At 35.8% G+C, this 25570-nt stretch carries 28 protein-coding genes, 1 pseudogene and 2 riboswitches; of the genes and pseudogenes, 10 read left to right on the top strand and 19 right to left on the bottom strand.

The features are described from left to right. Window positions 1-138: 138 nt before the first annotated feature. A complete protein-coding gene (locus MHI57_RS21070; RefSeq protein WP_340978136.1) occupies window positions 139-900 on the bottom strand; it encodes an SDR family oxidoreductase in 762 nt (253 codons plus the stop codon). 189 nt (window positions 901-1089) lie between these two features. Here MHI57_RS21070 and MHI57_RS21065 point away from each other — a divergent pair, with 189 nt between their 5' ends. Beyond that, on the top strand, window positions 1090-1695 hold the full coding sequence (locus MHI57_RS21065) for a TetR/AcrR family transcriptional regulator (protein WP_233435297.1): 606 nt from the start codon (window positions 1090-1092) through the stop codon (window positions 1693-1695). 1069 nt (window positions 1696-2764) lie between these two features. On the opposite strand, the gene cyoE is transcribed toward MHI57_RS21065, so the two are convergent. After that, the gene (gene cyoE, locus MHI57_RS21060) at window positions 2765-3685 is read right to left on the bottom strand and encodes a heme o synthase (protein ID WP_340978135.1); all 921 of its coding nucleotides are present in this window, start codon (window positions 3683-3685) and stop codon (window positions 2765-2767) included. A gap of 233 nt (window positions 3686-3918) precedes the next feature. Between cyoE and MHI57_RS21055 the strand changes: the two genes are divergently transcribed. Next, window positions 3919-4110, top strand: a complete 192-nt coding sequence (locus MHI57_RS21055) for a hypothetical protein (protein WP_095370279.1) — start codon at window positions 3919-3921, stop codon at window positions 4108-4110. A 23-nt stretch (window positions 4111-4133) separates the two neighbouring features. Beyond that, window positions 4134-5321, top strand: coding sequence for a hypothetical protein (locus MHI57_RS21050; protein ID WP_340978134.1), 1188 nt, complete (start codon window positions 4134-4136; stop codon window positions 5319-5321). A gap of 370 nt (window positions 5322-5691) precedes the next feature. Here the strand turns inward: MHI57_RS21050 and MHI57_RS21045 are convergent, their stop codons facing one another. The 3 genes from MHI57_RS21045 to MHI57_RS21035 all read right to left on the bottom strand — a co-directional run bounded on the left by MHI57_RS21045 (window position 5692) and on the right by MHI57_RS21035 (window position 9307). Further along, a complete protein-coding gene (locus tag MHI57_RS21045) occupies window positions 5692-6807 on the bottom strand; it encodes an NAD(P)/FAD-dependent oxidoreductase (RefSeq protein WP_340978133.1) in 1116 nt (371 codons plus the stop codon). A 382-nt stretch (window positions 6808-7189) separates the two neighbouring features. Next, a complete protein-coding gene (locus tag MHI57_RS21040; protein ID WP_340978132.1) occupies window positions 7190-8260 on the bottom strand; it encodes a threonine aldolase family protein in 1071 nt (356 codons plus the stop codon). Window positions 8261-8392: 132 nt separating this feature from the next. Beyond that, complete coding sequence (locus tag MHI57_RS21035) at window positions 8393-9307, bottom strand: NADP-dependent oxidoreductase (protein WP_340978131.1); 915 nt, start codon at window positions 9305-9307, stop codon at window positions 8393-8395. A 139-nt stretch (window positions 9308-9446) separates the two neighbouring features. Here MHI57_RS21035 and MHI57_RS21030 point away from each other — a divergent pair, with 139 nt between their 5' ends. Then, window positions 9447-9950: a hypothetical protein gene (locus MHI57_RS21030; protein WP_233435300.1), complete on the top strand. Its 504-nt coding sequence runs from the start codon at window positions 9447-9449 to the stop codon at window positions 9948-9950. Between the two features lie 31 nt (window positions 9951-9981). Here the strand turns inward: MHI57_RS21030 and MHI57_RS21025 are convergent, their stop codons facing one another. From MHI57_RS21025 to MHI57_RS21005, 5 genes are all read right to left on the bottom strand, one after another. Then, complete coding sequence (locus tag MHI57_RS21025; protein ID WP_095370282.1) at window positions 9982-10392, bottom strand: MarR family transcriptional regulator; 411 nt, start codon at window positions 10390-10392, stop codon at window positions 9982-9984. 82 nt (window positions 10393-10474) lie between these two features. Beyond that, window positions 10475-11380 (bottom strand): methylisocitrate lyase, encoded by a 906-nt coding sequence (gene prpB / locus MHI57_RS21020; RefSeq protein WP_095370283.1) that lies wholly within the window; start codon window positions 11378-11380, stop codon window positions 10475-10477. Between the two features lie 13 nt (window positions 11381-11393). Further along, on the bottom strand, window positions 11394-12833 hold the full coding sequence (locus MHI57_RS21015; RefSeq protein ID WP_095370284.1) for a bifunctional 2-methylcitrate dehydratase/aconitate hydratase: 1440 nt from the start codon (window positions 12831-12833) through the stop codon (window positions 11394-11396). Window positions 12834-12849: 16 nt separating this feature from the next. Then, on the bottom strand, window positions 12850-13971 hold the full coding sequence (mmgD, locus tag MHI57_RS21010; protein ID WP_157734003.1) for a citrate synthase: 1122 nt from the start codon (window positions 13969-13971) through the stop codon (window positions 12850-12852). Beyond that, window positions 13916-14191: a hypothetical protein gene (locus tag MHI57_RS21005; protein WP_340978130.1), complete on the bottom strand. Its 276-nt coding sequence runs from the start codon at window positions 14189-14191 to the stop codon at window positions 13916-13918. Before MHI57_RS21005 ends, mmgD begins: the two co-directional genes overlap by 56 nt. Window positions 14192-14354: 163 nt before the next feature. Further along, window positions 14355-14557, bottom strand: a riboswitch (cobalamin riboswitch). Window positions 14558-14784: 227 nt separating this feature from the next. Here MHI57_RS21005 and MHI57_RS21000 point away from each other — a divergent pair. Both MHI57_RS21000 and MHI57_RS20995 read left to right on the top strand, forming a co-directional pair. After that, entirely contained in the window at window positions 14785-15228 is a 444-nt protein-coding gene (locus MHI57_RS21000; RefSeq protein WP_224934930.1) for a MarR family winged helix-turn-helix transcriptional regulator, read from the top strand. Between the two features lie 16 nt (window positions 15229-15244). Then, a complete protein-coding gene (locus MHI57_RS20995; RefSeq protein ID WP_095370288.1) occupies window positions 15245-16456 on the top strand; it encodes an MFS transporter in 1212 nt (403 codons plus the stop codon). Between the two features lie 59 nt (window positions 16457-16515). On the opposite strand, the gene MHI57_RS20990 is transcribed toward MHI57_RS20995, so the two are convergent. Next, complete coding sequence (locus MHI57_RS20990; RefSeq protein WP_095370289.1) at window positions 16516-16701, bottom strand: hypothetical protein; 186 nt, start codon at window positions 16699-16701, stop codon at window positions 16516-16518. A gap of 88 nt (window positions 16702-16789) precedes the next feature. On the opposite strand from MHI57_RS20990, the gene MHI57_RS20985 reads away from it, so the two are divergent. Then, window positions 16790-17653 (top strand): aminoglycoside phosphotransferase family protein, encoded by an 864-nt coding sequence (locus MHI57_RS20985; RefSeq protein WP_095370290.1) that lies wholly within the window; start codon window positions 16790-16792, stop codon window positions 17651-17653. A gap of 82 nt (window positions 17654-17735) precedes the next feature. Here the strand turns inward: MHI57_RS20985 and MHI57_RS20980 are convergent, their stop codons facing one another. Further along, entirely contained in the window at window positions 17736-18560 is an 825-nt protein-coding gene (locus tag MHI57_RS20980; RefSeq protein ID WP_095370291.1) for a MetQ/NlpA family ABC transporter substrate-binding protein, read from the bottom strand. Between the two features lie 88 nt (window positions 18561-18648). Next, window positions 18649-18759: riboswitch (SAM riboswitch) on the bottom strand. A gap of 240 nt (window positions 18760-18999) precedes the next feature. On the opposite strand from MHI57_RS20980, the gene MHI57_RS20975 reads away from it, so the two are divergent. After that, window positions 19000-20163 (top strand): pyridoxal phosphate-dependent aminotransferase, encoded by a 1164-nt coding sequence (locus tag MHI57_RS20975; protein WP_095370292.1) that lies wholly within the window; start codon window positions 19000-19002, stop codon window positions 20161-20163. A 294-nt stretch (window positions 20164-20457) separates the two neighbouring features. Here the strand turns inward: MHI57_RS20975 and MHI57_RS20970 are convergent, their stop codons facing one another. The 7 genes from MHI57_RS20970 to MHI57_RS20940 all read right to left on the bottom strand — a co-directional run bounded on the left by MHI57_RS20970 (window position 20458) and on the right by MHI57_RS20940 (window position 24677). Beyond that, window positions 20458-21231: an STAS domain-containing protein gene (locus MHI57_RS20970; protein ID WP_095370293.1), complete on the bottom strand. Its 774-nt coding sequence runs from the start codon at window positions 21229-21231 to the stop codon at window positions 20458-20460. Further along, window positions 21218-21868: a cobalamin B12-binding domain-containing protein gene (locus MHI57_RS20965; protein WP_095370294.1), complete on the bottom strand. Its 651-nt coding sequence runs from the start codon at window positions 21866-21868 to the stop codon at window positions 21218-21220. Before MHI57_RS20965 ends, MHI57_RS20970 begins: the two co-directional genes overlap by 14 nt. Next, the gene (locus MHI57_RS20960) at window positions 21865-22236 is read right to left on the bottom strand and encodes a hypothetical protein (protein WP_095370295.1); all 372 of its coding nucleotides are present in this window, start codon (window positions 22234-22236) and stop codon (window positions 21865-21867) included. The genes MHI57_RS20965 and MHI57_RS20960 overlap by 4 nt, the downstream gene beginning before the upstream one ends. After that, window positions 22233-22538, bottom strand: a complete 306-nt coding sequence (locus MHI57_RS20955) for an antibiotic biosynthesis monooxygenase family protein (RefSeq protein ID WP_095370296.1) — start codon at window positions 22536-22538, stop codon at window positions 22233-22235. The genes MHI57_RS20960 and MHI57_RS20955 overlap by 4 nt, the downstream gene beginning before the upstream one ends. Window positions 22539-22547: 9 nt before the next feature. Beyond that, window positions 22548-23045 (bottom strand): GNAT family N-acetyltransferase, encoded by a 498-nt coding sequence (locus tag MHI57_RS20950; RefSeq protein ID WP_095370297.1) that lies wholly within the window; start codon window positions 23043-23045, stop codon window positions 22548-22550. A gap of 564 nt (window positions 23046-23609) precedes the next feature. Further along, window positions 23610-24215: a TetR/AcrR family transcriptional regulator gene (locus tag MHI57_RS20945; protein ID WP_340978128.1), complete on the bottom strand. Its 606-nt coding sequence runs from the start codon at window positions 24213-24215 to the stop codon at window positions 23610-23612. Between the two features lie 27 nt (window positions 24216-24242). Then, window positions 24243-24677 (bottom strand): DUF5392 family protein, encoded by a 435-nt coding sequence (locus tag MHI57_RS20940; protein WP_095370299.1) that lies wholly within the window; start codon window positions 24675-24677, stop codon window positions 24243-24245. 368 nt (window positions 24678-25045) lie between these two features. On the opposite strand from MHI57_RS20940, the pseudogene MHI57_RS20935 reads away from it, so the two are divergent. Both MHI57_RS20935 and MHI57_RS20930 read left to right on the top strand, forming a co-directional pair. Further along, a pseudogene (locus tag MHI57_RS20935) lies at window positions 25046-25222 on the top strand (MerR family DNA-binding transcriptional regulator); the annotation flags it as partial. A gap of 33 nt (window positions 25223-25255) precedes the next feature. Beyond that, the gene (locus MHI57_RS20930; RefSeq protein WP_233435301.1) at window positions 25256-25474 is read left to right on the top strand and encodes a hypothetical protein; all 219 of its coding nucleotides are present in this window, start codon (window positions 25256-25258) and stop codon (window positions 25472-25474) included. Window positions 25475-25570: the final 96 nt, after the last annotated feature.

The raw sequence follows: 25570 nt of genomic DNA, 5'->3' as shown, positions 1-25570 counted from the left end.
TAGCACAACCATAAATGATTTTGGTTGTTATTGTAAATGAGGCCATTTGTTGTACAAAGGGAGGATAGATTGAGCATATTTTCTATACTCAACTATCCTCTTTAAACAAGTATTATACCCATTAATATCAATAGTATATTAGAATGCTGCTGTCCAACCAGCATCAGCAGTAATGACCGTACCATTCACGAAGCTAGATTCATCCGAAGCTAAGAATAAAGCCACTTTCGCAATTTCTTCCGGCGTACCAACACGTGGCATGACTGCAGACGCTAAACTTGTACGACTCATTCCGAATTCATTTGGTTGTTTTAAGGCTGATGCAATATTTGTTGCCACCCCACCCGGTGCAATAGCATTACAACGGATTCCTTCTTTTGCATACATGAAACCAGTGTTTTTTGTTAAGCCAACAACTGCATGCTTAGATGCACCGTAAGCTGCACCAGCATGCGCACCGTTTAAACCACCTGTTGAAGCTGTGTTTACAATCACGCCTTTTCCTTTTTCGAGGAAAATCGGAATAGCTTTGCGCATAGCTCGCATCACACCTTTTGTATTGATATCAAAGATAAGATCCCATTTTTCATCTGTAATATCTCCTACAGGTTCCATTGCATCCATGATACCTGCATTATTGACTAGAATATCTAACGTACCGAATTCTTTTACCGCAGCATCAATCATTCCTTCAACTTCATCTAATTTAGCAATATTCACACTAAGAGCTATTGCTTGACCACCATTTGATTTAATGGTGTCCACAACTGCTTCTACACCCTCTTTATTTAAATCGGCTGCAACCACTTTTGCACCTTCTTTTGCGTATAACTCAGCAATTGTTTTTCCCATACCAGATGCTGCACCTGTTACAATGGCTACTTGATCTTTTAGTTTCATAGAAAATTACCCCTTTCATTTATGCACTTTCATTAAAGCGCTATCAAAATAGTTTGTACTCTTTCAGTTTAATCTTCTATAATTTAAGTAACAATATGCAAAACAGATAGCATTTGTTCAATAATAAATACATTGGCTATCACTTGTATATTAATAAAAGTTAATCAACAAAGGGAAGGTGAATTGTTGATGAAAAATGATCGAAGAATTCATAAATCTAAAAAAGGGCTAAAAGATGCTCTTATTACTCTAATGGCTGAAAAAGAGTTTGAAAAAATCACAGTGACTGACCTTGTACAAAAAGCGGATTTAAATCGCGGCACCTTTTATAAACATTTTCAGACGAAAGAAGAATTATTGGAAGAATTAACTAACGATATACTAGATGACCTTATTCGGAGCTATCGCGAACCATATATCGGCATTGGAAAATTACATATTGAAAATTTAACAACATCAAGTGTAAAGATTTTTGAACATGTATATCAATACGGAAGTTTCTATTCAGTTATGATTCATTCTCACGCACTCTCTGGATTTCAAGATAAGATTATTTCCGTTTTAACACAGCTTTCCTATGATGAAATTGGCTTTGATCATATCCCAAATGCCATTAATCATGAATTATTAACAAACTATCATGTATATGGCCTCTATGGACTTATTATTTCCTGGGTAAAAGGAGGCTTTAAATATAGTCCGACTCATATGACGGAACAGTTGATAGAAATGCTGAATTATACCTCTAAGCTGCCAATCGTTAATATTAAACAGAAGGAAGAAAGAAAACCTTAAAACATTCGGAAGTCAGGGCGCTACTTTTACGCCATTAACCATGTATTGATGAAAAATTCAATTCGCTTACTTGAAGGATCCGGTAGCATCTGATCTATAAATAATGGTTAAAGAAAATAACTCGGCGACTTGACACTACTTTTAGTCGCCTACTCGTCAGGTATCCAATTAATTTTTTCTACCGCCATGGATTTTTGACGCGGTTCTTGCCTTTTCCAATCAAATTTTTCTCTCGTCACGGGTTTTTGACGCGGTTCTTGCCTTTGCCTATCAAATTTTACCATCGACACGGATTTTTGACGCGGTTCTTTCCTTTTTGCCAATCAAATTTTACTCACGACATGGATTTTTGACGCGGTTCTTACCTTTTCCTATCAAATTTTTCCCTCGGCACGGGTTTTTGACGCGATTCTTACCTTTGCCAATCAAATTTTACCATCGACACGGATTTTTGACGCGGTTCTTGCCTTTGCCAATCAAATTTTTCCCTCGACACGGGTTTTTGACGCGGTTCTTGCCTTTTCCTATCAAATTTTTCCCTCGGCACGGGTTTTTGACGCAGTTCTTGCCTTTTCCTATCAAATTTTACTCTCGACATGGATTTTTGACGCGGTTCTTGCCTTTGCCAATCAAATTTTCCTCTCGACTCGGATTTTTGACGCGGTTCTTGCCTTTGCCAATCAAATTTTCCTCTCGACATGGATTTTTGACGCGGTTCTTACCTTTTCCTATCAAATTTTCCTCTCGACACGGATTTTTGACGCGGTTCTTACCTTTTCAAATTAAATTTTACCCTCGACACAAATTTTTGACACGTTTCTTACCTTTGCCAATCAAATTTTACCTTCGACACGTGTTTTTGACGCGGTTCTTACCTTTTCCAATCAATTTTCACCATCGACACGAATTTTTGACGCGTTCCCCCCCTATTCTGATCATCATCACATGCACTAAATGCGAACTAGAAAGAACAAACATCGAACTGCCCACTGCCCAACTTGCACAGCAAATAAAAAAACTCGAACACTGTATTGTTCGAGTTCAAATGATGCTAAGATCGCATACTTAATTACTTCAAATTAAAAATAATCCCTACTAAAGAATAAATAATTACCGTTGAAAAAAGGACTGTCATATGGATAAGTGAATAGGCGAATAAAGCGTTTGCCCATTTCTTCGGATCCATCTTCTTATAACCATAGATACTAAGAATTAACCAACCAATACCAAGTAACAATGATACAAGCGTTAACCCAGGGCTTAATGGCCAAAATAAAAAGCTTGTTAAAATTAACAAAACAAGATAGACATTTGTCTGTAAATAGGTGCGACGTATTCCTTTTACAACAGGTAACATCGGAACATTTGCCGCTTTATAGTCATCATGTTTACGAATGGCAATCGCATAAAAATGTGGCATTTGCCAAATAACTTGAATGACGAACAAGCCTAATATTGCCGGGTGTAAAATATCTGGATGAATAGCAGCCCATCCAATTAAAGGAGGCATTGCTCCGGAGATACTCCCAACTTCCGTATTATAAATGGTTCTTCTTTTTGTCCACATAGTATAAGGTACAACATAAAAAAACCAACCTAAAAAACCGAGCAATCCTGCTAGCGGAGTTGCTAATGATAACAAAATAATACCTACTAATCCCATCACTGTCGCTAGAATTACCACTGATTTAGTAGTGATATCTCCTGTTACTGTTGGTCTAGTCTTCGTACGCTCCATGATAGAGTCAATATCTCTATCATAAATATTATTGAAGGCACCGGCAGAGCCGATAATAAAAATAGAGCCAAATAAGGCAAATAATATTGCTGGTATCTTGTCTAAAATACTATAATCATACGTATATAAGGCTAGCGTTAACCCTGCGAACATCGGAAACAAATTGGATTTAATAATCCCTGTTTTAATGGTAGCAGCTAGAATTCTTGTAATTGGTTGACGCTTTTCGAGTTGCTGCATTGAATTATTCATGCTAATACCTTTCTCCATAACAAGAGGAACTTTCCCTTCCATAAGAAATTTCAATTATATTGTAACACTAAAAAAGTATTTATAACTTTTTAAGTAAACCTTTTCACAATATCTTCAAAAAGAAGTGACAATCTATAGCTATAAAAATACAACCTCTTCCATTATAATCATAAGAAAGACATTTGACTAGATACCCCTAGATGATTGAATAAGTATGAGAAAAGGAGAACCTCATGACTGTATTATACGGCATTATAATCTTTTTACTCATTGTTGCTATTGTTGGTACTTTGTTATTGACAAGTCGCAGTGATGACAATTATCGATCTTCTACAAAGAAAAACAGTAGAAACCTTTCACTTATATATATTATCCTGATTATCCTATCTATTATTGCACTAGGTTTATATATTATCATTTACTAATACTTCTAATGAAGGAGATGATTATGATCAACCAACAATTAACTGAAGTGACTACCATTCATACAATGCTCCCAAACTATTGGCCACATTTTATCGCTTCACCTTATGCCTATTATGATCATGAGTCTGTTTGTTTATATCATCATCCACATTTTAATGGTCAAGAAGTCATACTACCATGGAACAATCAATTTACGGGCTCTACCTCAATAATTTTCGAAAATGAAGTAACAGCCATTGTCGACATAAATAATCTTAATAAAGAGGAAGTATACGCCACCCTTATTCATGAGCTTTTTCATTGCCATCAATATCATAAGAAAGAAAAGCGTTTTCCCAATGAATTAGTAGGAATTGCTTATCCTCTTGAAAGAGAAAATATTCAATGGAGAATCCAAGAAAGAGAGTGTCTTAACCACGCATTACGTATTACTAATATCAATAGACAAAGAGAAGCGATTCAAGCCTTCATATATTGGCGAGAAAAAAGAAAAGAGCAGTACAATGAGTTGGTACAGTATGAAAGCCGTATTGAAACAATTGAAGGACCGGCGTTTTTTATCGAATTCCTTGCATATAAAGATATCGTCAACCAAACAGAGGAACTGGTACTTGAGCGTTATATTAAGTCATTAACAGACTACTCTATTATGACAAATAGAATAAGACATAGTTGCTATCCCTCAGGTTTAGCTCTTTGTTTATTACTTGAGAAATTCTCTCCACAATGGAAAGAAGAATTATTCGAACATCAACTAACTATTTATGAAATCTTACAAAAAGAATTTGAACCAATAGCTAGAGCACCAAAGAAAATGCATCTGCCATTTTCCTTAGACGATCTTATTCAGGAAGCTGAAATGAATAAAGAGCTTGAAATTAGCAGTTTTAAAAAAACAAATGGGTTCCTTCTAACACTGATAGGCAAAGGAAGGATTCAACAATTTGACCCTATGAATACCATACAATCGCATAAAAACTTCCTTCATAAAAACGGTATGACCATACGTCTTCAAGAGCAGTCCATATATTTTTCACGACCTGTATTAGCCTTAACAGAAAATAGATTAAACGATGTGTTACAGCTACAATTTGTCATTAATCACCCTCCGGAACAGACAATAGATGGCATCTTTATAGAAGGGATTGGCCATTTTTTGGGAGAGATCAAGCAAGTGGGTAATAACATCTATATCATATTAAGTAATTAACCTATGAATCAATATTGAACAAAGTTTTGGAGAATTTTCTTCCCCTTATCCCATATCATCTTTAGCGCGTTTTTCCTTAGCGAATGACGCCTAATTTTTTTCTGCTCGGATCTTCTTTTTAGCTACAATTCTCCCTTTTTTTTCTTCTTGAGTAAGATATACATCTGTTTTATATTTTCACGTAATCAATTTCCACTTACAATGAACGGCAGATTACATTGAGATTATTTCAAGCGACATTTCTACTTTTACGGCCATTCCATTTTCACTTCTATAACCTGACCCTTTATCTCTTTTTTATAAATCACAAACCTCATCCTTTCCAAAAATAATTGCCTTGGTATCAATGACCAAGGCAAAACATCATTCATTATCTTAAGGGGTCATAAGGAGTAAGATCAAATGGTAAAGTATGATTCAAAGCGATTTCACTAGCTACTACGCCTATATAAGGACCCATTGTTATCCCCGACGGCCCCAAGCCTGTGGCTATAGTGACATTATGATGTCCTTGCAGTTTACCTAATAACGGAAGGGTGTCGGGTCCCATTGGTCTAAAACCTACACGCATCTCGGAAATTGAACTATTTTCTAATGATGCTGCCATCTCCAGTCCTGCTTCAATTACTTCTTTCACTCCTCCAGCTGTCAATCGATAATCAAATCCTGCCCCCGTTTCTCTCGTTGCACCTACAACGATTCTTTGATCATCAAAGGCAAGCATATAGTAACTAGAATCCGGTATAACAACTGGCCAGTCTGAAGTAATATGTTCCTTTACACCGAAATGAATAATTTGCCCACGTTGTGGTTTAATAGCAATAGAACAATGAAGGGGTGAAAGAAACTCATTTGTCCATGCGCCAGTCGTTACAATGATTTGGTCACACGCATATAATTCTCCATTTACCTCTGCACCAACTACATGCCCATTCTTTAGAGTAAGACTTGCTTTGCCTTCTACAAATTGAGCCCCATGTAAGGAAGACGCTCTTTGCATCGCTTGACAAAGTAAATGTGCATCCACTCTAGCTCCCCCACTCACATAAAGTGCTTGATATTCTATATTCAATAGCGGGAATAAACCTCGTGCTTCCTCCCCTGATAAGCGCTTAATATCTCCTACCTCAGGCGTAGCCGCAGCTCGTTTGCTCATTGCCTCCGCTTGAAATTGTTTTATTACCTCATCCTCTTTGCTTATTGCCAGTGCACCAACCTGTTTATATCCTATATCCCATTCACCATCATTTTCTAATTCTTTAGTGAGCTCTCCATAATACAAAGCTCCCCTTCGAGCCAATGTATACCAATCTGGATGTTTATGATGAGTAATCCATGGACAAACAATTCCAGCTCCTGCAGCAGATGCCCTACCTTCATGGTTCGCATCAATTACAGTAACATCGATGCCGTTTCTACTTAAATGATAAGCAGCACTCGCTCCAACTATGCCTGATCCGATAATGATCACCTTAATTGTTAACATCTCCTTAATCAAACTGTGATATTTGCCGTTTTTTTATGAACGGCACCCTTTTTTTGAGAGGATTCACTATGTATACATATACTAATATAAAGGCTACTTCAGAGGTCCATTACAAATTTTATAGAAGGAGGAATGTCCATTGATATCTTTTAAAGTTCTACTTATCCTTCTCATCTTTTTATTTTCGATCTTGATAAGCTTACTTTTCAGAAAACTCACCTTTCAGTACTTTGATAGCATTGTCTTTCTTCTCATATCTATCGCCTCTTGCATTTCTATATTTTTCCTAAAAGGGAGTCATCAATATTTCTTCCTAATAGCCTGCATAAGCAGCTTTTTGCTTTCCTGTATATATTTTTTTCTCTCATTCTATGAATAAGAATTATATATTTTGTTTGATTGTTAAAAACATTTTTTCTATTACTGTTTCTGGTATAACCGTAACTGCATCACCAAAACTAATTTCAGCAAAATACTCGTTATCTTTCTTTTGAACTCTAGATGTGATACCCACACCGCATTCCTCATACACCAATTTCAACAATTGTTCTATATCCTCGATGTCTTTTTCAAAATAAAGATGGAACATATTTGATTGGGGTATTTTTGGTTTTGTATATAAACCATTTATTTGATTAAATCGCACAGCGAAGAATCGTGATATTTCATAATATCGCTTCATTTTATCTTTTCTTTTTTCATAATAATAGTCTGCTGGAATGATATAAGGGTAAAGACTAATGAGATCTCCGCCGAACCTTTTTTTCCAAATCTTTGCTTCTTCAATAAAAGACTCATCACCTGCTAAAATTGCTCCAGCTATCCCACCTACACCTTTATAAAAAGAAAGATATACACTGTCAAATAATGCACTTACTTCTTCTGCGCTCTTTTCATAATAAGGAAGCACTTCTAATAATCTCGCACCATCTAAATGTAGTTTAATATTATTCTCGCGGCAATGATTCGCCATTTGCAGAAGTTCTGAAAATGGGGGTACGGACCCGCCTATTTCTCTCTGTGGCAACTCTAATAACAATGCAGCGAACGACTCATCTAAGTGACTAATCTCTTCATAGCCTACAGGTCTACTTTCTTCACTGACGAATGTTACATCAAACTCGTGTAGCATCTTAGGACCATCTTGTTCATGAATTTCTAGGTGGCATAATGGATGATAGGCAATTTTTTTTGATTGTTTTTTATCACTCCAGATTCTCAGAGCAATTTGTTGCGCCATTGTTCCACTCGGAAAGAAGACTGCTTTTTCTTTTCCTAATAATGTTGCCATCTTTTTTTCAAATTCTGCAATGATTTGACCTTCCCCGTAAAAATCGCTAGTGACATCTTCTGGTACATGACGGAAGGCTTCTTTAAGCACTTCCACTTGTCGCACTCCATGACCGCTTAAAGTATAGAGTGATTTTTGATAAATATCTTGCAATAGTGTCAAAGGTAGCGACCTCCTTATTCTGAATTTTCACGAATTATTATAACATGCCTAGAGGTGATTGGTAGGCAGAAAACTTCGCGTTACGAAATGATTGTAGTTATTTTATCAAACTCTAAAAAATCTTAACTACTTTTATCCTCGATGGCAGACAACAATTTCCCCCTGACAGTGACCATATTGTTTTTTTATGTGGGCTTTTTGTATACCTTCAATATTCAACGGATACACATGCGCCAAAACTGGGGTTAGATTACCTTTTTCTACTAATTGTTTTATCTCTTCTAACCCCTTCTTAATTGAATATGTAGTAATATATCTTATTGACAAACATTCTTTATCAACGACTTGAAATTTCGGTTTTGTGAATTTTAGCACTTCTGCTTCTGGCTTCAACCACCTTAACGCACTTAAATATGGATAGCCTTGTCCAATTGTATCAATTAGTAGATCAAAGCGTTGTTGCTTATGAATAGGATCCAGACAATCCCCATCAATATGAATGACATCTTTCTGCTTTACATCTTCGGAAAGTATGCCTACCACTGTGCCCATTGCCCTTAATAATTGAATGAGCATCAAACCTACATTCGTTTGACTACCTAAGATTAGAACATGGCTTCCTTCCCTCACCCTCCCCTCAACTGTTGCTTGCCATGCCGCTATACTACTTTCTAATAGAGCAGCCGATTCAATGAATGTTAAATTATTAGGCATGAGACAAACATTAGATGATGGTACTAACGTTTCGTTGGCATATGTCCCATATGTAGAAATAGTTGTTAGAAAGAAAACTTTGTCACCAACTTTAAACTGGGAGACGTCTTTTCCAATTGCTTTAATGATTCCGGCTCCCGAACTTCCTAGAATGACCGGTAAGTTAAGATTGTCACTCAAACGTTGCCCCGACCTTAATTGCCAGTCACTCTCTAACACGCCACTCGCTTTTATTTGAATTAATATCTCGTCATTACCAACTGGTGGTGTTACTAATACAATTTCACGTAATTGGTGAATATCGCCATATTGAAGAATGCCAATTCCCTTCATAGAATGCCTCCGCTTATTATTACTGTTTATATTGTTCATTTTTACCAACTAGATATATTCTTAAAAATACATCTTGCACACATAATTTTATTGATGTATCACATTCTAATGATAATAATGTTTTTAGAGGAGGGTAAACTTGAGTGCAGCTAATTTCTTTCGTGTATTTAATGCCATCATCTTATGGGGAACGATGTTTTTTATTCCTGGTAAATCAATTAAAAGGTTTCTTCCTGTTACTTTATTTTGCTCTTGCATCCTTTTAATTGAAACATTATTTTCGTTTGTTTTTAAATGGTGGAGGGTAAAGGGCGGAAAGAAATACATGCTTTATGATTCAATTGCCTTTATATTGGGACCGTTATTCACAATTAATATTTGGGTGTTCCATTTAACATACGGGAAGTTTTTTCGATATGTCGGTCTTAATCTAATTATTGACCTTTTATTTGCCTATCCTTTCAATGCTTTCTTTCAAAAAATTGGTCATTATAAACTGTATAAATTCACATCATTTTCATTATTTATTTCTGCCTTCGCCTATGCATTAATTAATTATGGCTTTCAAGTATTATATGAACGATATCCGAAAGAATATATAAAAATGGATAAGGTGAGTAAAACAGAACCTACTGTTAAATGACCTTATCCTCTTTTATTCGGGAAAAAAAGCATTAGATAATTTTTGCTATTTTTTCAAGAGAAGTATTGATGGTAGATATTTGCTGTTGAAGAGAACACAATTGTTCATACGAATAAGTATTAAATAAGGCATTAATATAGGCCGCTCCCTCTTGTGTTAAACGAACACTAACAATTCGACGGTCATTATGTGCTCTACTTTTAGTTACAAAACCAAGTACCTTTAATTTATCACTCATATTCGTTGCAGCTGCTGGGGACATATAGAAATCTGTAGAGATATCCGTGATTTTCATTTCACCACGCTTTTTCAACTTCATCATAAGCCAAATAAGGTTATCATTGAGCGTTTCTTGTTTATGCAATAACACATTAATAAAGTATTTATTACTGGCCATTTCCCCAATTAGGTGCTGTATAATTATTTCATTCCTTGCGTTCATTTTTTCATTTCTCCTAATCTTTTATGAAGTAAAATAATTAAGGAAGGTTGACGCTCGGCTGTATAACCGAACGCCTATACAATTATTCTTCTGTCAATATAGTTTTTGCTAATGTATCATCTAATTCTTCAAAATCATCATAGCTGATTGTTTGATATAGTTCTTTTCTTGTTTGCATATTAGCAAGTGCATCTTTTTGTGACCCTGTTTCTTTAATGATATTAAAAACGTTTTCATATGCCTTCGCTGCCACTCTTAATGAAGTAACAGGGTAGATAACCATTTGAAAGCCCATTTGTGAAAATTCATCCGCTGAGTAGTAAGGTGTCTGACCAAATTCAGTCATATTTGCTAGTAAAGGAATTGAAATCGCTTGTGAAAATAGACTAAACTCTTCTTCCGTTTTTAATGCTTCTGGGAAAATAGCGTCCGCTCCAGCTTCTGCATATGCTTTCGCTCGTTCAATCGCTTCATCAAGTCCTTCCACCGCTCGTGCGTCTGTTCTTGCTATTATCATTAGATGAGGGGCAACTTCTTTAATTACTCTAATTTTTTGTATCATTTCTTCTGATGTTACAAGCTGTTTTCCATTTAAATGGCCACATTTTTTCGGTAACTTTTGATCCTCTATCTGCACAGCAGCCACTCCAGCTTCTTGCATTTCTACAGCTGTTCTTGCCGCATTTAATATCCCACCGAACCCTGTATCAATATCAACAAGTAATGGCAAATTAGTTGCTCGAATAATTTCTTTCGCCCTTTCTGCCATCTCAGTAGATGTAACCATACCTAAGTCTGGCAGTCCTTTACTTGCCGTATATGCAGCGCCTGATAAGTACAGAGCATGAAAGCCTGCTTGTTTTGCCATTAAGCCTGCCATTGCATCATGCGCCCCAGGTATTTGCAATATATTCTTATCTAGCATTTTTGAACGAAATTGCTCAGCTAAATCTTGTTGAGTCACAGGTTTATGAACAATCCATGCCATCTTGCATCCCCTCCTAGATTAAGAATAAATTCATAAATTCATTTACTGCCATCTCTTTTAACGTTTCTTGATCGGAAATAGCTCCAGCAATGCTTTTTTGTGCCTTGTTTGAAAAATGAGTTTTAATATTATACTCGAATTTCTGCAATACTTTTGGAATCGCTTCGTCACGGCGGAATCGATGACCTAATGGATATTCACATTCAATCTTCTCAGAAGAAGTTCCATCCTTATAATGGATTTGAACTGCATTAGCGATTGAGCGCTTGTTCGGATCTAAATAATCCTTCGAGTATTGCAGATCTTCCACTACCTCCATCTTCTCTCGTAAGGTGTCTACTCGGGGGTCGCTAGCTACATCATCCTCATAATCCTCAGCGCGAATATTTCCTTTTAATAAACCAATAGCTGTAATGTACTGAATACAGTGATCGCGGTCAGCTGGATTATGTAATGGACCTGTTTTATCGATAATCCTAATCGCTGATTCATGTGTGGTAATCGTAATTCGATCGATATCGTTTAAATCACCCACATCGCCATTTTGATGAAGTGAAACGGCACATTCCGCTGCAGTTTGCGCGTGAAATTCTGCCGGATAAGAAACTTTGAATAACACATTTTCCATTACATAAGCACTTAACTCTCTTTGTAGGGTAAGTTTTTGCCCTTTAAACAGAACGTCTTCAAATCCCCAGTTAGGTGCAGATAAGACACTGTTATAGCCCATTTCACCTTTCACAGCCATCATAGCTAACTGAACACCCCTACTTGTCGCATCTCCAGCAGCCCATGATTTTCTTGAACCCGTATTTGGCGCATGACGATATGTCCTTAATGCAGAATTATCCACCCATGCAAGTGATAATGCATGAATCACCTCTTCTTTTGTTGCACCAAGCATCTTTGCCGTAACAGCAGTTGTTGCCACTTTAACAAACAGTACATGATCTAAACCCACGCGATTTAAACTATTATCTAGCGCTAATATTCCTTGAATTTCATGAGCCTTGATCATCATTTCCAGGACTTCAATCATTTTAACTGGCTCTTTACCAACTGAAAGACGTTGCCTACTTAAATAATCTGCAACTGCCAAAATACCACCAAGGTTGTCAGAAGGATGCCCCCATTCAGCAGCTAACCATGTATCATTGTAATCCAGCCAGCGAATCATACAGCCAATATTAAATGCACCTCTAATGGGGTCTAATTCAAATGATGTACCAGGGACTCTTGTTCCATTAGGTACAACCGTTCCTGGCACAACAGGACCAAGTAGTTTTGTACATTCAGGATAATCAAGCGCTAATATTCCACAACCAATTGTATCGAGCAAGATATAATGTGCCGTGCGATAAGCCTCTTCACTTGTTATTTCATAATCCAATACATAATCAGCAATTTCCGTTAAAATAACATCGGTTTCAACCTTTTCATTCGTTTTCAGCATTTACTCGTACTCCTCCTCAATTTGGTAAAGTATGACGTGCACCTGAATAAATGACCCGCGGTCTAAATAAGCGGTTGTTTTCATGCTGTTCAATGACATGGGCACATAAACCAACCGTTCTTGCACTAAAGAAAATCGGTGTGTAAAGTGGGATAGGAATTCCTAACATGCCATAAACCGGTGCGGCATAATAATCTAAATTAGGGTATAGCCCTTTCTCAACTTCCATGATTCTTTCTCCTGCTTCACATTTTCGAAGCAACGAATCATCTCCATTTTGTATGGATAACTCCTGTAGAGCTTCCTTCATTATTAATGCTCTTGGGTCCATTTTTTTCATATAAACTCTATGACCAAAGCCCATAATCTTTTCTTTTTTAAATAGTTTTTTATAGAAGAGACCTTCCACGCCAGCGACACTTTCCGCTTCATTCAACATGTACATAACCGCTTCATTTGCACCGCCATGCAAGCTACCTTTTAAACTTGCAACTGCGCCCGTTAACGCTCCAAATAGATCGGATTGCGTGGAAGCAATTACTCTTGCTGCAAATGTTGAGTTTGGCATTTCATGTTCACTATATAAAAGTAATGATTGGTCAAATACTCTTTCTTCTAAATCGGAAGGTACTCTACCAGTTAACATATAGAAAAAGTTGGCACTATATGATAGGGATTTATCCGGTTCAATTCTCTCCAGACCTTGTAATATACGATAACTGTTAGCTACAATTGTCGGAACTCCGCCAAGTAGACGATAAGCTCTTTCTTTATTTGCTTGCTTCGACCTATCATCTAAGGTCGAATCATATCCAGCCAAGCTTGAGATGCCAGTGCGGAGCCCATCCATTGGATGTGTTCCTTTTGGTAAATGAGTAAAAACCTCCATTACGGCCGTTGGTATTTCATAATAGGACTTTAACGTATTAGCTAATGAATTTTTTTCCTCGTCTGTTGGTAATTGATCTTCTAGAAGTAAATGGATAATATCTAAATAGCTTTTCGTTTTTGAAAGTTGAATTAAGTCATAACCTTTTATGACAATCTCTCCATGAACAGTATCTAAAAATGAGATGCTGGTCTCAGAAGCTATGATTCCCTCTAACCCTGGTATATACTTCTCCTCCATGCTCACAATCATTTTCCTCCCATCCAATTACATCGTGCCTGACAATGCTGTAAGCCCTTTCAGCATTCTTTAAATATATTTGGATCTTCTCTTCTTCTACAGAGAGTGTTCGGATGTCTTCTTTATACTGATCTAATACTTTTCTTAAACTATAACTCTCAGCAGAATAGCTGTTCATCATGATCGTTGATTTCATTATGTTCACATAATAAGGAACGGTTCCAAACAAAGCTTTTTCCTCCGTTCTTGCTCACCTTTTTACCATATCAATCCATTAAAAAAACAACTTCTAGAAAGAAGTTGTTAAGTTCAAACGAATACTAAAATAAACATGCGACCTTGGCATGTATTCATTACCCGTACTTAACACCTCCTATATCCACGTAGGAATTGATGTTTACACTAAACAGGCAGGTCTCCTGGCTTATGGTCAACATGATACGAAACCTTCCCATCTCCATTTTTAGGAAACAGTGGTATCTTTCATATCACTCGCAAATACAGTTGCGGGACAGCGACGGAATCCAACCGTACTTCCCTTTTAAGTAAATAGACAAGCTAGCATTCTATTTACACCTATTTTTGAAAATATTCAATTGTTCTATTTAAATATATCAATATTTTAGAAAATTGACAATTATTTTCTTAATTGTACTACTTTTCACTTTTAACTAACACTTGTTATTATAACAATTTAAATGTCGCCTACAAACATCTCTTAAAAGAAATACAATTTTAACATAACATTTACCATTTTACAGAAAAAAATCTATCGCCCATAGACAGACAAGACGGCTTTTTGTTATAGTATATTAGTTACCATTGATAACTATTTTAAATGAGGTGAATATTATTATTGCTAGCCAAAGGTTCTTTCATCACTTTATGATGCTTTATCGCCCTTTTGAGAATAGACTAAACAGCTTATTAACGAAACATCAATTACAACGGGCACAGTGGACAATTCTTTATTATCTCTACCATTTTGGTCCAACAACTTTAGTAGAGATTGCTGCATATCAAGGTGTCGAAAAGCCAACAGTTACGAGGACCATAAATCAGCTTGAGGAATATGGATATGTAGAAAAAATCCCAAGCATGGATAAACGTGAAAAGAAAATGAAAATAACGAACGAAGGTGAACGCATATACAAAAAAATCCGCATTCCGATTGATCAGTTCGAAATGGAAATATTAGAGGGAATCACACCTGAGGAACAAGAAGAATGTATTCGTATTTTTGATAGTATTAAAAGCAATTTGTAAGGAGGAAGAAAAGAATATGAGTTCAACAAAAGAAAAATTATGGACCAAGGACTTTATCACCGTTTCTTCCGTAAACTTTTTTCTAACATTAGTGTTTTATTTATTAATGGTTACGATTGCGGTGTATGCCGTTGAAGCACATCATGCGACCGCCAGCCAAGCTGGCTTAGTTACTGGCATATTTATTATAGGAACATTGGTAGGAAGATTGTTTATCGGTAAATATATTGATCGTATTGGACGGAAGAAGACTTTAATCATTGGCTTACTATTATTTAGTTTATCAACAAGTCTTTATTTTATTGAAATTGATGTCAATTTCTTACTTATTACCCGCTTTATCCACGGTTTAACATTAGGGATGGCAAGTACAGCAAGTGGTACAATTGTCGCTTCAGTTATACCGCAAACAAGGAAAGGTGAAGGAATCGGCTATTTTAGTATGAGTAATACTTTAGCGACAGCAATAGGACCTTTTATCGGTATGTTAATGAGTCAATACACAACTTTTCATACGATTTTCATTTTTTGTTTGATTCTTGGTATTATTGGCCTACTTATCGGGTTAACTGTGAATGTGAAAGAGTTAACTGAAGATCAAAAAGCTCAATTTCAATCATCTGGTTTTCAATTATCTAGCTTTATTGAACCAAAGGCACTTCCAATTGCACTCGTCACATTAACAGTCGCATTTTGTTATTCAAGCGTCTTGTCTTTTATTAACTTTTATGCAATTGAAAAGGACTTAGTAAATGCTGCTAGCTTTTTCTTCTTTGTCTATGCCATCGCTGTCTTACTATCCCGTCCTTTCACTGGTAAATTAATGGACAGCAAAGGGGCAAATTACGTGATGTATCCAGCGTTCATTTTATTTGGAGTAGGTCTATTCTTACTTAGTAATTCATCAAATGGTGTTATGTTATTAGTGGCGGGGGCTTTGATTGGCTTAGGCTTTGGTAATATGCAGTCTTGTACACAAGCGATTGCGGTCAAATTAACGCCATCCCATCGCATGGGGCTAGCTACTTCCACCTTCTTTATCTTTCTCGATGGTGGTTTAGGTTTTGGACCCTATTTATTAGGTTTACTGATTCCTATAACTGGCTACAGTATGTTATACATTTACATGGGGATAGTGTCGATTGCTTCAATTATTCTTTACTTTTTAGTTTATGGACGAACCGAACATAATGGGAGTAAACAGACACATCAAACAGCATCAATGTAAAATAAGGTATGCTATAATGAAAGAAGAGACTCCACGTAATGGAAGTCTCTTCTTTCTAATTAAAATGGTTTATTCGGTTCATATGTCGGTTGTTGATTCGTCACTTCATACTCATAACTTTTCTCCATTGCTGCTTGTACTTCTTCTGACTGTTCTAATTCTGTATCCATTTGATTGTATTGTTGAGCTTCATTTTGAGCAGCAATAATTTTCTCATCCACTTGATTATCATACTTTTTTTCCATTGCTTTCACTCCCCTTTTATAAGATGTCTCGCCTATTTTCCCCCTCAAAAAACGATTTATACAAAATAATAAAAAAGGAGACTGTTCCATGAAGGAATTAATTAAAAACCATCTCCCGCATCTTCAGGAAATACAGATTGAAAGCAATCATTCTGGTTGGGATCATCATATTTATATTGTTAATCAAACATATGTCATCCGAATACCAAAAACAAAACAAGTATTAGTGAAAATAAAAAAGGAAATAAAGCTACTTCACCAGCTCTCATATCTTTCTTCCATTATTGAAATACCAAATTATCTTCCATTTTATAATAAAGACGGACAAATGATTGGTGTTTTTTACCACTTCATTAAAGGACAAGCATTATCTCATTCATTGATTACTCCTCCTTTATATGAAGCCAAGCGGTTAGGAACATTTCTTACAGAATTACATCGTCTGGATATAGATGAAGCAAAGAAATGTAATATAGAAGAACTACATAGTGAAAATTATTGGGCGCAATTACATCAAGCCCTGATTAAAAAAATATTTCCGTTCTTAAAAGACGCAGAAAAAGAAGAAATTGATAAAATGTTTTTAGCGGTGTCAAAATTTAAAGAAGCAAAAGTGGTGATTCATGGTGATCTAACAAGTGCCAATATCCTTTATCATCCAAGCAAAAAGGAAATATCAGGAATTATAGACTTTACAGATACGCAAATAGGGGACCCGGCGTTTGACTTTGCAGGGCTATATTGGGATTTCGGAGATCAATTCACCAAAGAAGCTCTCGCATCTTATCAAACAAAATTCAATAAAGATGAAATGTATAGAAGAGTCACTTCCTTTTACGGCTTACAACCAATATTTCACAAATGGTTGAAAAACGTCAATGACCAGGATGAAAAAGTTGTTCGACAATCCATAAGTACAGGAATGACCAAAATACAAATTATGCACAGATAAGTTTAACAGTATTCTACAACTATTATTAGAAACCGGACAAATCCATATAATTTTGTCCGGTTTCTTGCTTATTATTACTTCGTTATTTCATCCACGCTGGCTTTCCAAATCCTTGAAACTCTTCGTCGATAATTTTTTCAAATTCTGCAGACTCGACCACTTCTTTTAAGTCTTTCGCATATTGTTTATCTTCAAAGTCTGCTTTAACTGCAACCACGTTGCGATAATCATCAAGCATATTTTCTAGTGCTAATGCACTTAATAAGTCCATATCGGCTGCCAACGCAAAGTTACCAGGAACTGCAGCAAGATCCACACCCTCAAGAGATCTTGGTAATTGTCCTGCTTCAATCGGTTGAAAAACTAAATTCTTTTTATTCTCCTTCACATCTTTTTCAGATACTGTTAGTGGATCGGCGTTTTCATCAATCGTAATTAGACCTTCGTCATTTAACGTATTTAAAGCGCGTGCTGCATTCGTTGGGTCATTTGGAATAGCAATGGTTGCACCGTCTTTAATCTCATCAATTGAATTAAACACATTCGAGTAAATCCCCATTGGGGCTGTTGGTACAATAATTAATGGTGCTAAGTCCATGTTATTTTCTTTCTCAAAATTCTCCAAGTAAATTGTATGTTGGAAAAGGTTAGCTTGTATATCATCTTCATTTAAAGCTTTGTTAGGTTGGATATAATCGCTAAACTCTACGACAGTTACTTTATATCCTTTTTCCTCTAGACCAGGTACAATAGCTTTTTTCAACATATCACTATAAGGACCGGCAGTAGCACCAATTTTTAGTTCTTTCGTTTCATCCACCTTTTCTCCACTCGTGTCTGAACCTCCGCCACATGCTGTTAGTAAACAAACAGTTGCAATGAATAAAACAATTAGCCACTTTCTCATTATGTTTCCTCCCCATAGCTGTAACCAGAATTTTAACCAATAAAAAAAGCCACTATTCATCATCTGAAAGAGGCATTGGTTTTATTCCGCCTTATCTTTCAGAATGAATGGATATCATTCTGCAGGAATTGGCACCTTCCCAATATTGGGGGTTGCCGGACGTCATAGGGCCTAGTCCCTCAGTCTCTCTGGATAAGCTTTTCATTTAATTTTTATGATATGATATTACTACTCTCTTTTATTTTTGTCAATGTTCGAAATAATGCTACATCCAATCTCCCAAGAAAATGGGTTTAGTGATCCAACTACCTTTCCTTTATTCTTTTAAAACAAAAAAGGAAATCGAATATTTCCTTTTATATAAAATTAACTGGACAATTTGTCTTTTTGGTTATAAAATGCGTTCGTATATAGATTAAATGAATGAAGGTGGATTAAAATGGAATTATCGCATCGTTTGAAGCAATTACCTCAACAATTTTTTGCTTCCCTTGTTCAAAAAGTTGCTGCTGCAAAACTTGAAGGCAGAGATGTTATTAACCTAGGACAAGGCAATCCCGACCAGCCAACACCTGCACATATTGTACAATCACTTCAGCAAGCTGCAGAAGACCCAATGACACATAAATATTCTCCTTTTAGAGGAATTAATGAATTAAAGAAGGCCGCCGCTTCCTTTTATGCGCGTGAATATGGGGTAGAAATTGAGCCTGAAAAAGAAGTAGCTATCCTTTTTGGCGCAAAAGCAGGTTTAGTAGAAATTCCATTATGCCTACTCAATGAGGGAGATTTAATGCTCTTACCAGATCCAGGTTACCCTGATTATGAATCTGGTGCGGTTTTGGCAAATGTAAAATACGAAACCTTTCCTTTAAAAGAAGCAAATCAGTTTCTACCTGATTACTCGCAATTTACAGAAAAACAAAAAAAGGATGCCCGCCTACTATTTTTGAATTATCCTAATAATCCAACAGGCGCGACAGCTGATTCCACATTTTTTGAAGAAACTGTTGCTTTTGCTAAGGAAAACAACATTACCATCTTGCATGATTTTGCTTATGGTGCTATCGGCTTTGATGGAAAGAAACCTGAAAGTTTCTTAGCCACAGCCGGAGCGAAAGACGTTGGTATTGAAATGTATACATTATCAAAAACATATAATATGGCTGGGTGGAGAATTGGATTTGCAGTTGGAAATGAACAAATCATTGAAGCCATCAACCTTCTTCAAGACCATATGTATGTAAGCTTATTCCCTGCGATTCAAAAAGCTGCAGCCGATGCATTAAATGGGGATCAAACAAGTGTAGACGAACTTGTTGCTCGATATGAGAGACGTAGAAATGCATTCATGAACGCTTGTGAAAAGGTTGGCTGGCACGGCAAGTCTCCTTCAGGATCGTTTTTTGCTTGGATGCCAGTGCCTGAAGGATACAATAGTGAAGAATTTGCTGACTACTTACTGGAAAAAGCTGATGTAGCTGTTGCCGCAGGAAAAGGCTTTGGGACCTTTGGAGAAGGTTATGTTCGGGTGGGATTACTTGTCGATGAAGAACGATTAATTGAGGCAGTAGAAAGAATTGGCCAACTCAAATTATTTTAATATAAGAGGTATGGCAGCCACAAACCTAGCCCATAGAAACATGTATAACTTATGTTCCTATGGGCTAGGTTGTGTAACTTGGAGGCTTTTATGAACGAACTAAAGCTTCATATTCTCTTCCTTTTAAATTCGCATTCCCGTTACAAGGTATCATCTTCATTGTTACATATGTCTTTACTTAGTTTTTTCGGAACGTATCGTTATCCGACAACCTTTTTCTTTTAACAAAGCCAACCTATAAACACATGTACAAACATATACATTATCCAAGTAGGCTCTCAGTTTAATAAATGTTCATATAGCATGATCATTTATCACTGATTGAAGAAAACTTTGTAACGATTGTTCCGTATGAACAACATTTCTTAATTGATAAGGCTGAAGTGCTTTTGCTAGACTCGGATTTATACCAATGAGTCTCACTTCTCCTCCTGTCATTAGAAGAATGCTCTTGATTAAAAGCTCTAAGCCGCTCGTTCCCTCTTTATATACTTTAGCAACCGCTGTTAAATCAATCAGTATCCACCTGTAATCATGATCTGACAGACGGGCAAGCGTTTGCTCCATAATCGTTGTAAATTTATCGCCCGTCATATCGCCAAACAAAGGAATATAACAGATCTCTTTTGTTAAAGAGATAAAAGGACCTGATAATTCATCCAACCTTTGCAATGTTTTTTCTAATGTTTCCTTCTGCTCATAAAGCTCAAAATCTGTCTTTGCTAATCTGTTTTGTAGGGCCTGTAATTTCTCCATTAATGGTTCATTATCATCATCTTTGAATAAAAATTGCATGGACGCATTACCTTGAAAATCCCAACTGATATGAATATCAAATAGTGCTATCGGTATACTTCTTGTTTTTAAATTAGCTTCAAATCTCATACTCTTTTCTGGTATGGCAGCTACCCTTTCAAACTTAGAGATACTCCCTTCATCAACTATACTTTTAATCATACCTTCTGATAAATCAAAGACTTCATCCGCTTTAGATGTATAGCTAATGATTTCACCATTCTTATTAGCTAGTATATACGGTATCGGCAAATGTAGATCAATTAATCGCATTTTTCCTCCCCTCCGTATTAAAAGCAGTGATCCATTTATCTACAGCATATAAGTTTGAAATAATTTCCGGCTTAATAGCGGTAAAAGAAGCTAAATCATATAAATTTGTCAATCTTCCACCTAATAAAATCCTAGGTTTCTTTGGTAAATAAGAAAAAGCTTCCATATATTCCGTAAGTGCCGGTAAATGGGTAGCAATCGAAACTGATAAGCCAATTACATCTGGTTTCCAATCCTTCGCAGCCTGCAATGCATATTGTACAGGTAAATTTGCTCCTAAAAACTTGGTTCTCCATCCATTCTCTGCAAATATACTGGCTACCATCTTTAATCCCAAATAATGCTGCTCTCCTGATAAACAAAGAAACATGGCGGTCGGTGCATCCTTAACAGGTTTAAACTTGTGCTTTGCAGCTAATCTTGAAAGAATGAAATCGCAAACTCCAGATGCCAAATGTTCATCTGCAACTGTTATCTCAAAATTTTCCCATTTAAGACCAATATTAACCATAGCTGGTGTAATAATATCTTGATAAATTTCTACATTAGTCAAATAATCGAATCGCTCAATATATTCCCAAGCATCAGCAACAGCTCCAGATAAAAGGATTTCTGCTAGATCTTCTCCTCTCGTCACTGTGCCTCGCCTCCTTGAACATCTCTTAAAATAGACACAGCCTCTCCTAACAAACCAATATATGCAGAACTAATTTCACTTTCTACCACCGTACATTTCTCTAATTCCTCTTCTAAAAAAAGAAAATTATCAATCAAGGTTTGCGTCGTCATACCATATTTAATTAAGATACCTCTTAACCAAAGGGCATAGTCAGTGAAAATCTTTGACGTATTTAATTCCATTGCCGTCTTTAAATAATCTAAGTGATGCATATTATCAATAAATGTTTGATTTCTCCCACGTTCACCATATCGTTCAATTAATGTAGGGTCTTCTCGAAATATCCTTTTTGTTACTTCTTCTGCGATTATTTCATATTTACTCACTTTACCACAACCTTATATTGCGACACTTTTGGAATGACTGCTGCTAATTCTTTATCTGGATATTTCTTTTCAAGATCATGAATTCGTTGAAAATCTTTACTTCTTACCCAGCGTAAATAATCTTCCTTTGTTTCAAAAATTAATTGTACTGTCAATTCTCCTTTACGTTTATCATTCTGAAGCAACATAAAGTCGACGAACCCATCTGCTTTATCGACTAAACGTGAACGATTCTTATATATTTCAATCACTTCATCTGCTTTACTTTCATTTACATCAAAAGTTGAGAATACGGTATACATAACTTCCCCCTACACATTTGGACTTGTGTTACTTCTCCATTCCATTACAATGGTTGGAATACTAAATCCGAAAATGGAATCATTCATTTTTCCTACTTGTTTAAATCCTTTTGAATGATAAAAATCCAAAGCAGAATCATTTCGCATCACAACAGAAACCGTAATTTTATTGACATCATAAAAATATTCAAACATCGCTTTTAGTAGGGCTGTACCAATACCTCGGCGGTGAAAACTCGGCAATATATATAAAGCACCTAATTCTATTTCTTTCTTAATATTTATTAATGAAAAATGAACGAAACCAATAACTTCTCCTTCTTCTTCAGCAACCAATAAAACCGAAGTAGATAAACTTCTCATTAAAGCGTCTTCAGTATATACAGATAATAAAAAATCAACCTGTGTTCGCTCGGGAATTAAGCCTTCATATGCGTAACGCCAACTCTCCCTAGCAACAGATTGGATTTGTGTACTATCTTTTCTTGAGAATAATCTAATTTTCATGTTCAATACCCACTAAAAGGAAGGAAATTTCCTTAAACGTATTTTATCTATAATTGTAACAGGAAATGAGGTTAAGAAAAAGGCAAAGGCAAGAATGGTATTGTTCATAAAATAAACAAACGTAAGTTTTTACTCAAAGCTTGTTCCAAAAAATCATTCTATTGTATAATAGGACTAGATAAAGGCATATATTAGAAAAGATCGGTGGTGCGGCAACACCGTCCGATCTCGCAATAGCATTAGCCAATGAACAATTGACACCATCCACCTATACATGAGGTGGATTATTTTTTATCATCGTTTTTGAATTGTAGCACAGCCATTATTAAACTTGTAAATGTACAAGCAAACACCAATGCCTCAAAAACTGACAAAGCAACACCCCCCTTCTACGGGGAATAATGGCTAAATTGACTATTGCTATTCTTATTATAGCACCACTATGTATATTTTTGGAATTTTGTGAAAAAATCACATAGATGCGATCATTCAATAGCAATTCAGCAAAAAAAGAGTTGAAACGAAAGAATAAATTTTTCATTCCAACTACTTCTCATTTCATGATTATTTCTTAAGTCCCCGTTTTAAGAGAGTGATTTCTAACTTAAAATTTCTTAGTGCTTCTTCCTTTGATTCATCCTTAGAAAATGTTTCGATAATACTCCTTAGTAAAACAGATGTAAGTATTTTCATTAAATACTTAAACTCTTCCTGATTTGAGATATGCAATATTTCTTTATTTACCTTTGATTCGAATTGGATAAACTGCTGATTCGTTTCATATCCATTGAAACTTCGACCAAATTCATGTTCCACTTCATATGTCATATTTAAAAATAAATTTTTGAGAAAGTTCCGATTCTCATCTTGTTCAGTAATCACCTTTTCGAAAAAAGCAATCATCATTTCAAAAATATCCCCATTGTGCTTATTCAATAAAAAGTAAACTTCACTTTGATTCCTTTTTACTCTCTCTTCTAGCAAGTAAAAAAAAGCATCTTCCTTATCTTCAAAATATTGATAAAAACTCCCCCTTGGAATACGGGCAGATTTTACAATATTACTAATGGATGCTTGCGATAGTGGAACACGAGAAAACTCTTGCTTTACAGCATTGATAAGCTTTTCGCGTTTTTCAATTGATAAATTATAAAAAGTGATTTTTGGCATTATACTCCCCTCCCTAAAGGAATCAATCTAAAACGAGGAACGGCGCTGTTCTTCACGCAGAAATTCCATGAATTGTGCAAGCGCCATAACAGGCTTCTCATTAATTATTATGATATATCTTTTTTTCATTTGTTCAGTTGCTATTTTGCTGTCATTAATACGTTGGATCATATAATCAACGCTTGTTTTCTCAATTGCTTTTCTGCGGATTTTCGATTCCTTAGATAAAGCCATACCTACAGCACCTAAAATGGAGTAGATGAGCAAAGTAATCCAAGTGTTTTCATCCATGGGCATGGTGAAAAGAACAATGATGATATTCATGATTGAGAAAACAACAAGCGGAAATGAAAATAACGAAAATCGAGAAGCAACTCTCATCGCTGGCGCTAAACGTTCATTTAATAATTCAATTTCTTTCTTAACAAATACAGGCATATCAGTAAAAGGATTCATATTCATGTGAATGCCATCCTTTCTATTTTATTTAATCACAAATAGGGTTTTCCCCTATCTATAGTTTCCCCTCACCTAATGGGAATACTGCCGGTAAATACATGCCGATGTTACCAAAATCAGTTGTGCATATTCCTTAAACCTTGTGGCTTTTTACATATAGAAACCTTTATACCTTGCAAACGAAGTTTCTTAACGATTTGGTTTAATGGCGTATTCAATATTTCCCCTCCCGAAAATGACAGTGTGTCATAATTAATTTTAATTTTAAATGACAACGTGTCATCTGTCAATTGAAAAACGAGTGGATTTATTTTGTAAGTCGAAACTATTGTCAACTAAACTGGACAGGAGTATAATTTAACCATAACGTTATAGTTTGGAGGTATCATATTGGGAACGAGAAACTAAAAATCGGTGAATTAGCAGAAAGAGTAAATTTAACTAAAAGAACCATTGACCATTATACAAACCTTGGGTTACTTGAAGCAGAACGTTCTCCTTCAAATTATCGCTATTATGACGGATCAGCCATAGAAAGATTACATTTAATTGAAAAATGGAAATCAGAGGGTATGTCATTAGTGGATATTAAGAAAAAGTTGGATGAAAAAGATGTTCACGAAGCAGAAGAAATTGATGTACGTGAATTAAGAATTAAGATTAATGGGTTAAAGGATGATGTTTCAGAAGTGCTTGCCCATTTAAACAAGACTGATGTAACAAGTCAGGAGTATATTAAGAAAAATGTCTCTTCCGAAAGTATGTCCCTTATTCAAACATTGCTTTTACTCTTAAAATAAACAAAAAAAGGCATTGCTTATAGGAAAGTTGGACAATGTAATGGTAAGACATGAATTCTCGTCACTTCCTGAGACTTACATTCATGAAGCAAAAAA

Origin of the sequence: Cytobacillus sp. FSL K6-0129 (assembly GCF_038007625.1) — a bacterium.
In the GTDB taxonomy this organism is placed as follows: domain Bacteria; phylum Bacillota; class Bacilli; order Bacillales; family Cytobacillaceae; genus Cytobacillus; species Cytobacillus kochii.
The sequence above is the reverse complement of the archived record's forward strand: the minus strand, read 5'-3'. Positions and strand labels throughout refer to the sequence as shown.

Excerpts from the sequence above, each read along its gene's own strand:
- MHI57_RS21070 (WP_340978136.1), bottom strand. The coding sequence starts at position 900 with ATGAAACTAAAAGATCAAGTAGCCATTGTAACAGGTGCAGCATCTGGT.
- MHI57_RS21065 (WP_233435297.1), top strand. The coding sequence starts at position 1,090 with ATGAAAAATGATCGAAGAATTCATAAATCTAAAAAAGGGCTAAAAGAT.
- cyoE (WP_340978135.1), bottom strand. The coding sequence starts at position 3,685 with ATGAATAATTCAATGCAGCAACTCGAAAAGCGTCAACCAATTACAAGA.
- MHI57_RS21055 (WP_095370279.1), top strand. The coding sequence starts at position 3,919 with ATGACTGTATTATACGGCATTATAATCTTTTTACTCATTGTTGCTATT.
- MHI57_RS21050 (WP_340978134.1), top strand. The coding sequence starts at position 4,134 with ATGATCAACCAACAATTAACTGAAGTGACTACCATTCATACAATGCTC.
- MHI57_RS21045 (WP_340978133.1), bottom strand. The coding sequence starts at position 6,807 with ATGTTAACAATTAAGGTGATCATTATCGGATCAGGCATAGTTGGAGCG.
- MHI57_RS21035 (WP_340978131.1), bottom strand. The coding sequence starts at position 9,307 with ATGAAGGGAATTGGCATTCTTCAATATGGCGATATTCACCAATTACGT.
- MHI57_RS21025 (WP_095370282.1), bottom strand. The coding sequence starts at position 10,392 with ATGAACGCAAGGAATGAAATAATTATACAGCACCTAATTGGGGAAATG.
- prpB (WP_095370283.1), bottom strand. The coding sequence starts at position 11,380 with ATGGCATGGATTGTTCATAAACCTGTGACTCAACAAGATTTAGCTGAG.
- MHI57_RS21015 (WP_095370284.1), bottom strand. The coding sequence starts at position 12,833 with ATGCTGAAAACGAATGAAAAGGTTGAAACCGATGTTATTTTAACGGAA.
- MHI57_RS20995 (WP_095370288.1), top strand. The coding sequence starts at position 15,245 with ATGAGTTCAACAAAAGAAAAATTATGGACCAAGGACTTTATCACCGTT.
- MHI57_RS20990 (WP_095370289.1), bottom strand. The coding sequence starts at position 16,701 with ATGGAAAAAAAGTATGATAATCAAGTGGATGAGAAAATTATTGCTGCT.
- MHI57_RS20985 (WP_095370290.1), top strand. The coding sequence starts at position 16,790 with ATGAAGGAATTAATTAAAAACCATCTCCCGCATCTTCAGGAAATACAG.
- MHI57_RS20980 (WP_095370291.1), bottom strand. The coding sequence starts at position 18,560 with ATGAGAAAGTGGCTAATTGTTTTATTCATTGCAACTGTTTGTTTACTA.
- MHI57_RS20975 (WP_095370292.1), top strand. The coding sequence starts at position 19,000 with ATGGAATTATCGCATCGTTTGAAGCAATTACCTCAACAATTTTTTGCT.
- MHI57_RS20970 (WP_095370293.1), bottom strand. The coding sequence starts at position 21,231 with ATGCGATTAATTGATCTACATTTGCCGATACCGTATATACTAGCTAAT.
- MHI57_RS20955 (WP_095370296.1), bottom strand. The coding sequence starts at position 22,538 with ATGTATACCGTATTCTCAACTTTTGATGTAAATGAAAGTAAAGCAGAT.
- MHI57_RS20950 (WP_095370297.1), bottom strand. The coding sequence starts at position 23,045 with ATGAAAATTAGATTATTCTCAAGAAAAGATAGTACACAAATCCAATCT.
- MHI57_RS20945 (WP_340978128.1), bottom strand. The coding sequence starts at position 24,215 with ATGCCAAAAATCACTTTTTATAATTTATCAATTGAAAAACGCGAAAAG.
- MHI57_RS20940 (WP_095370299.1), bottom strand. The coding sequence starts at position 24,677 with ATGAATATGAATCCTTTTACTGATATGCCTGTATTTGTTAAGAAAGAA.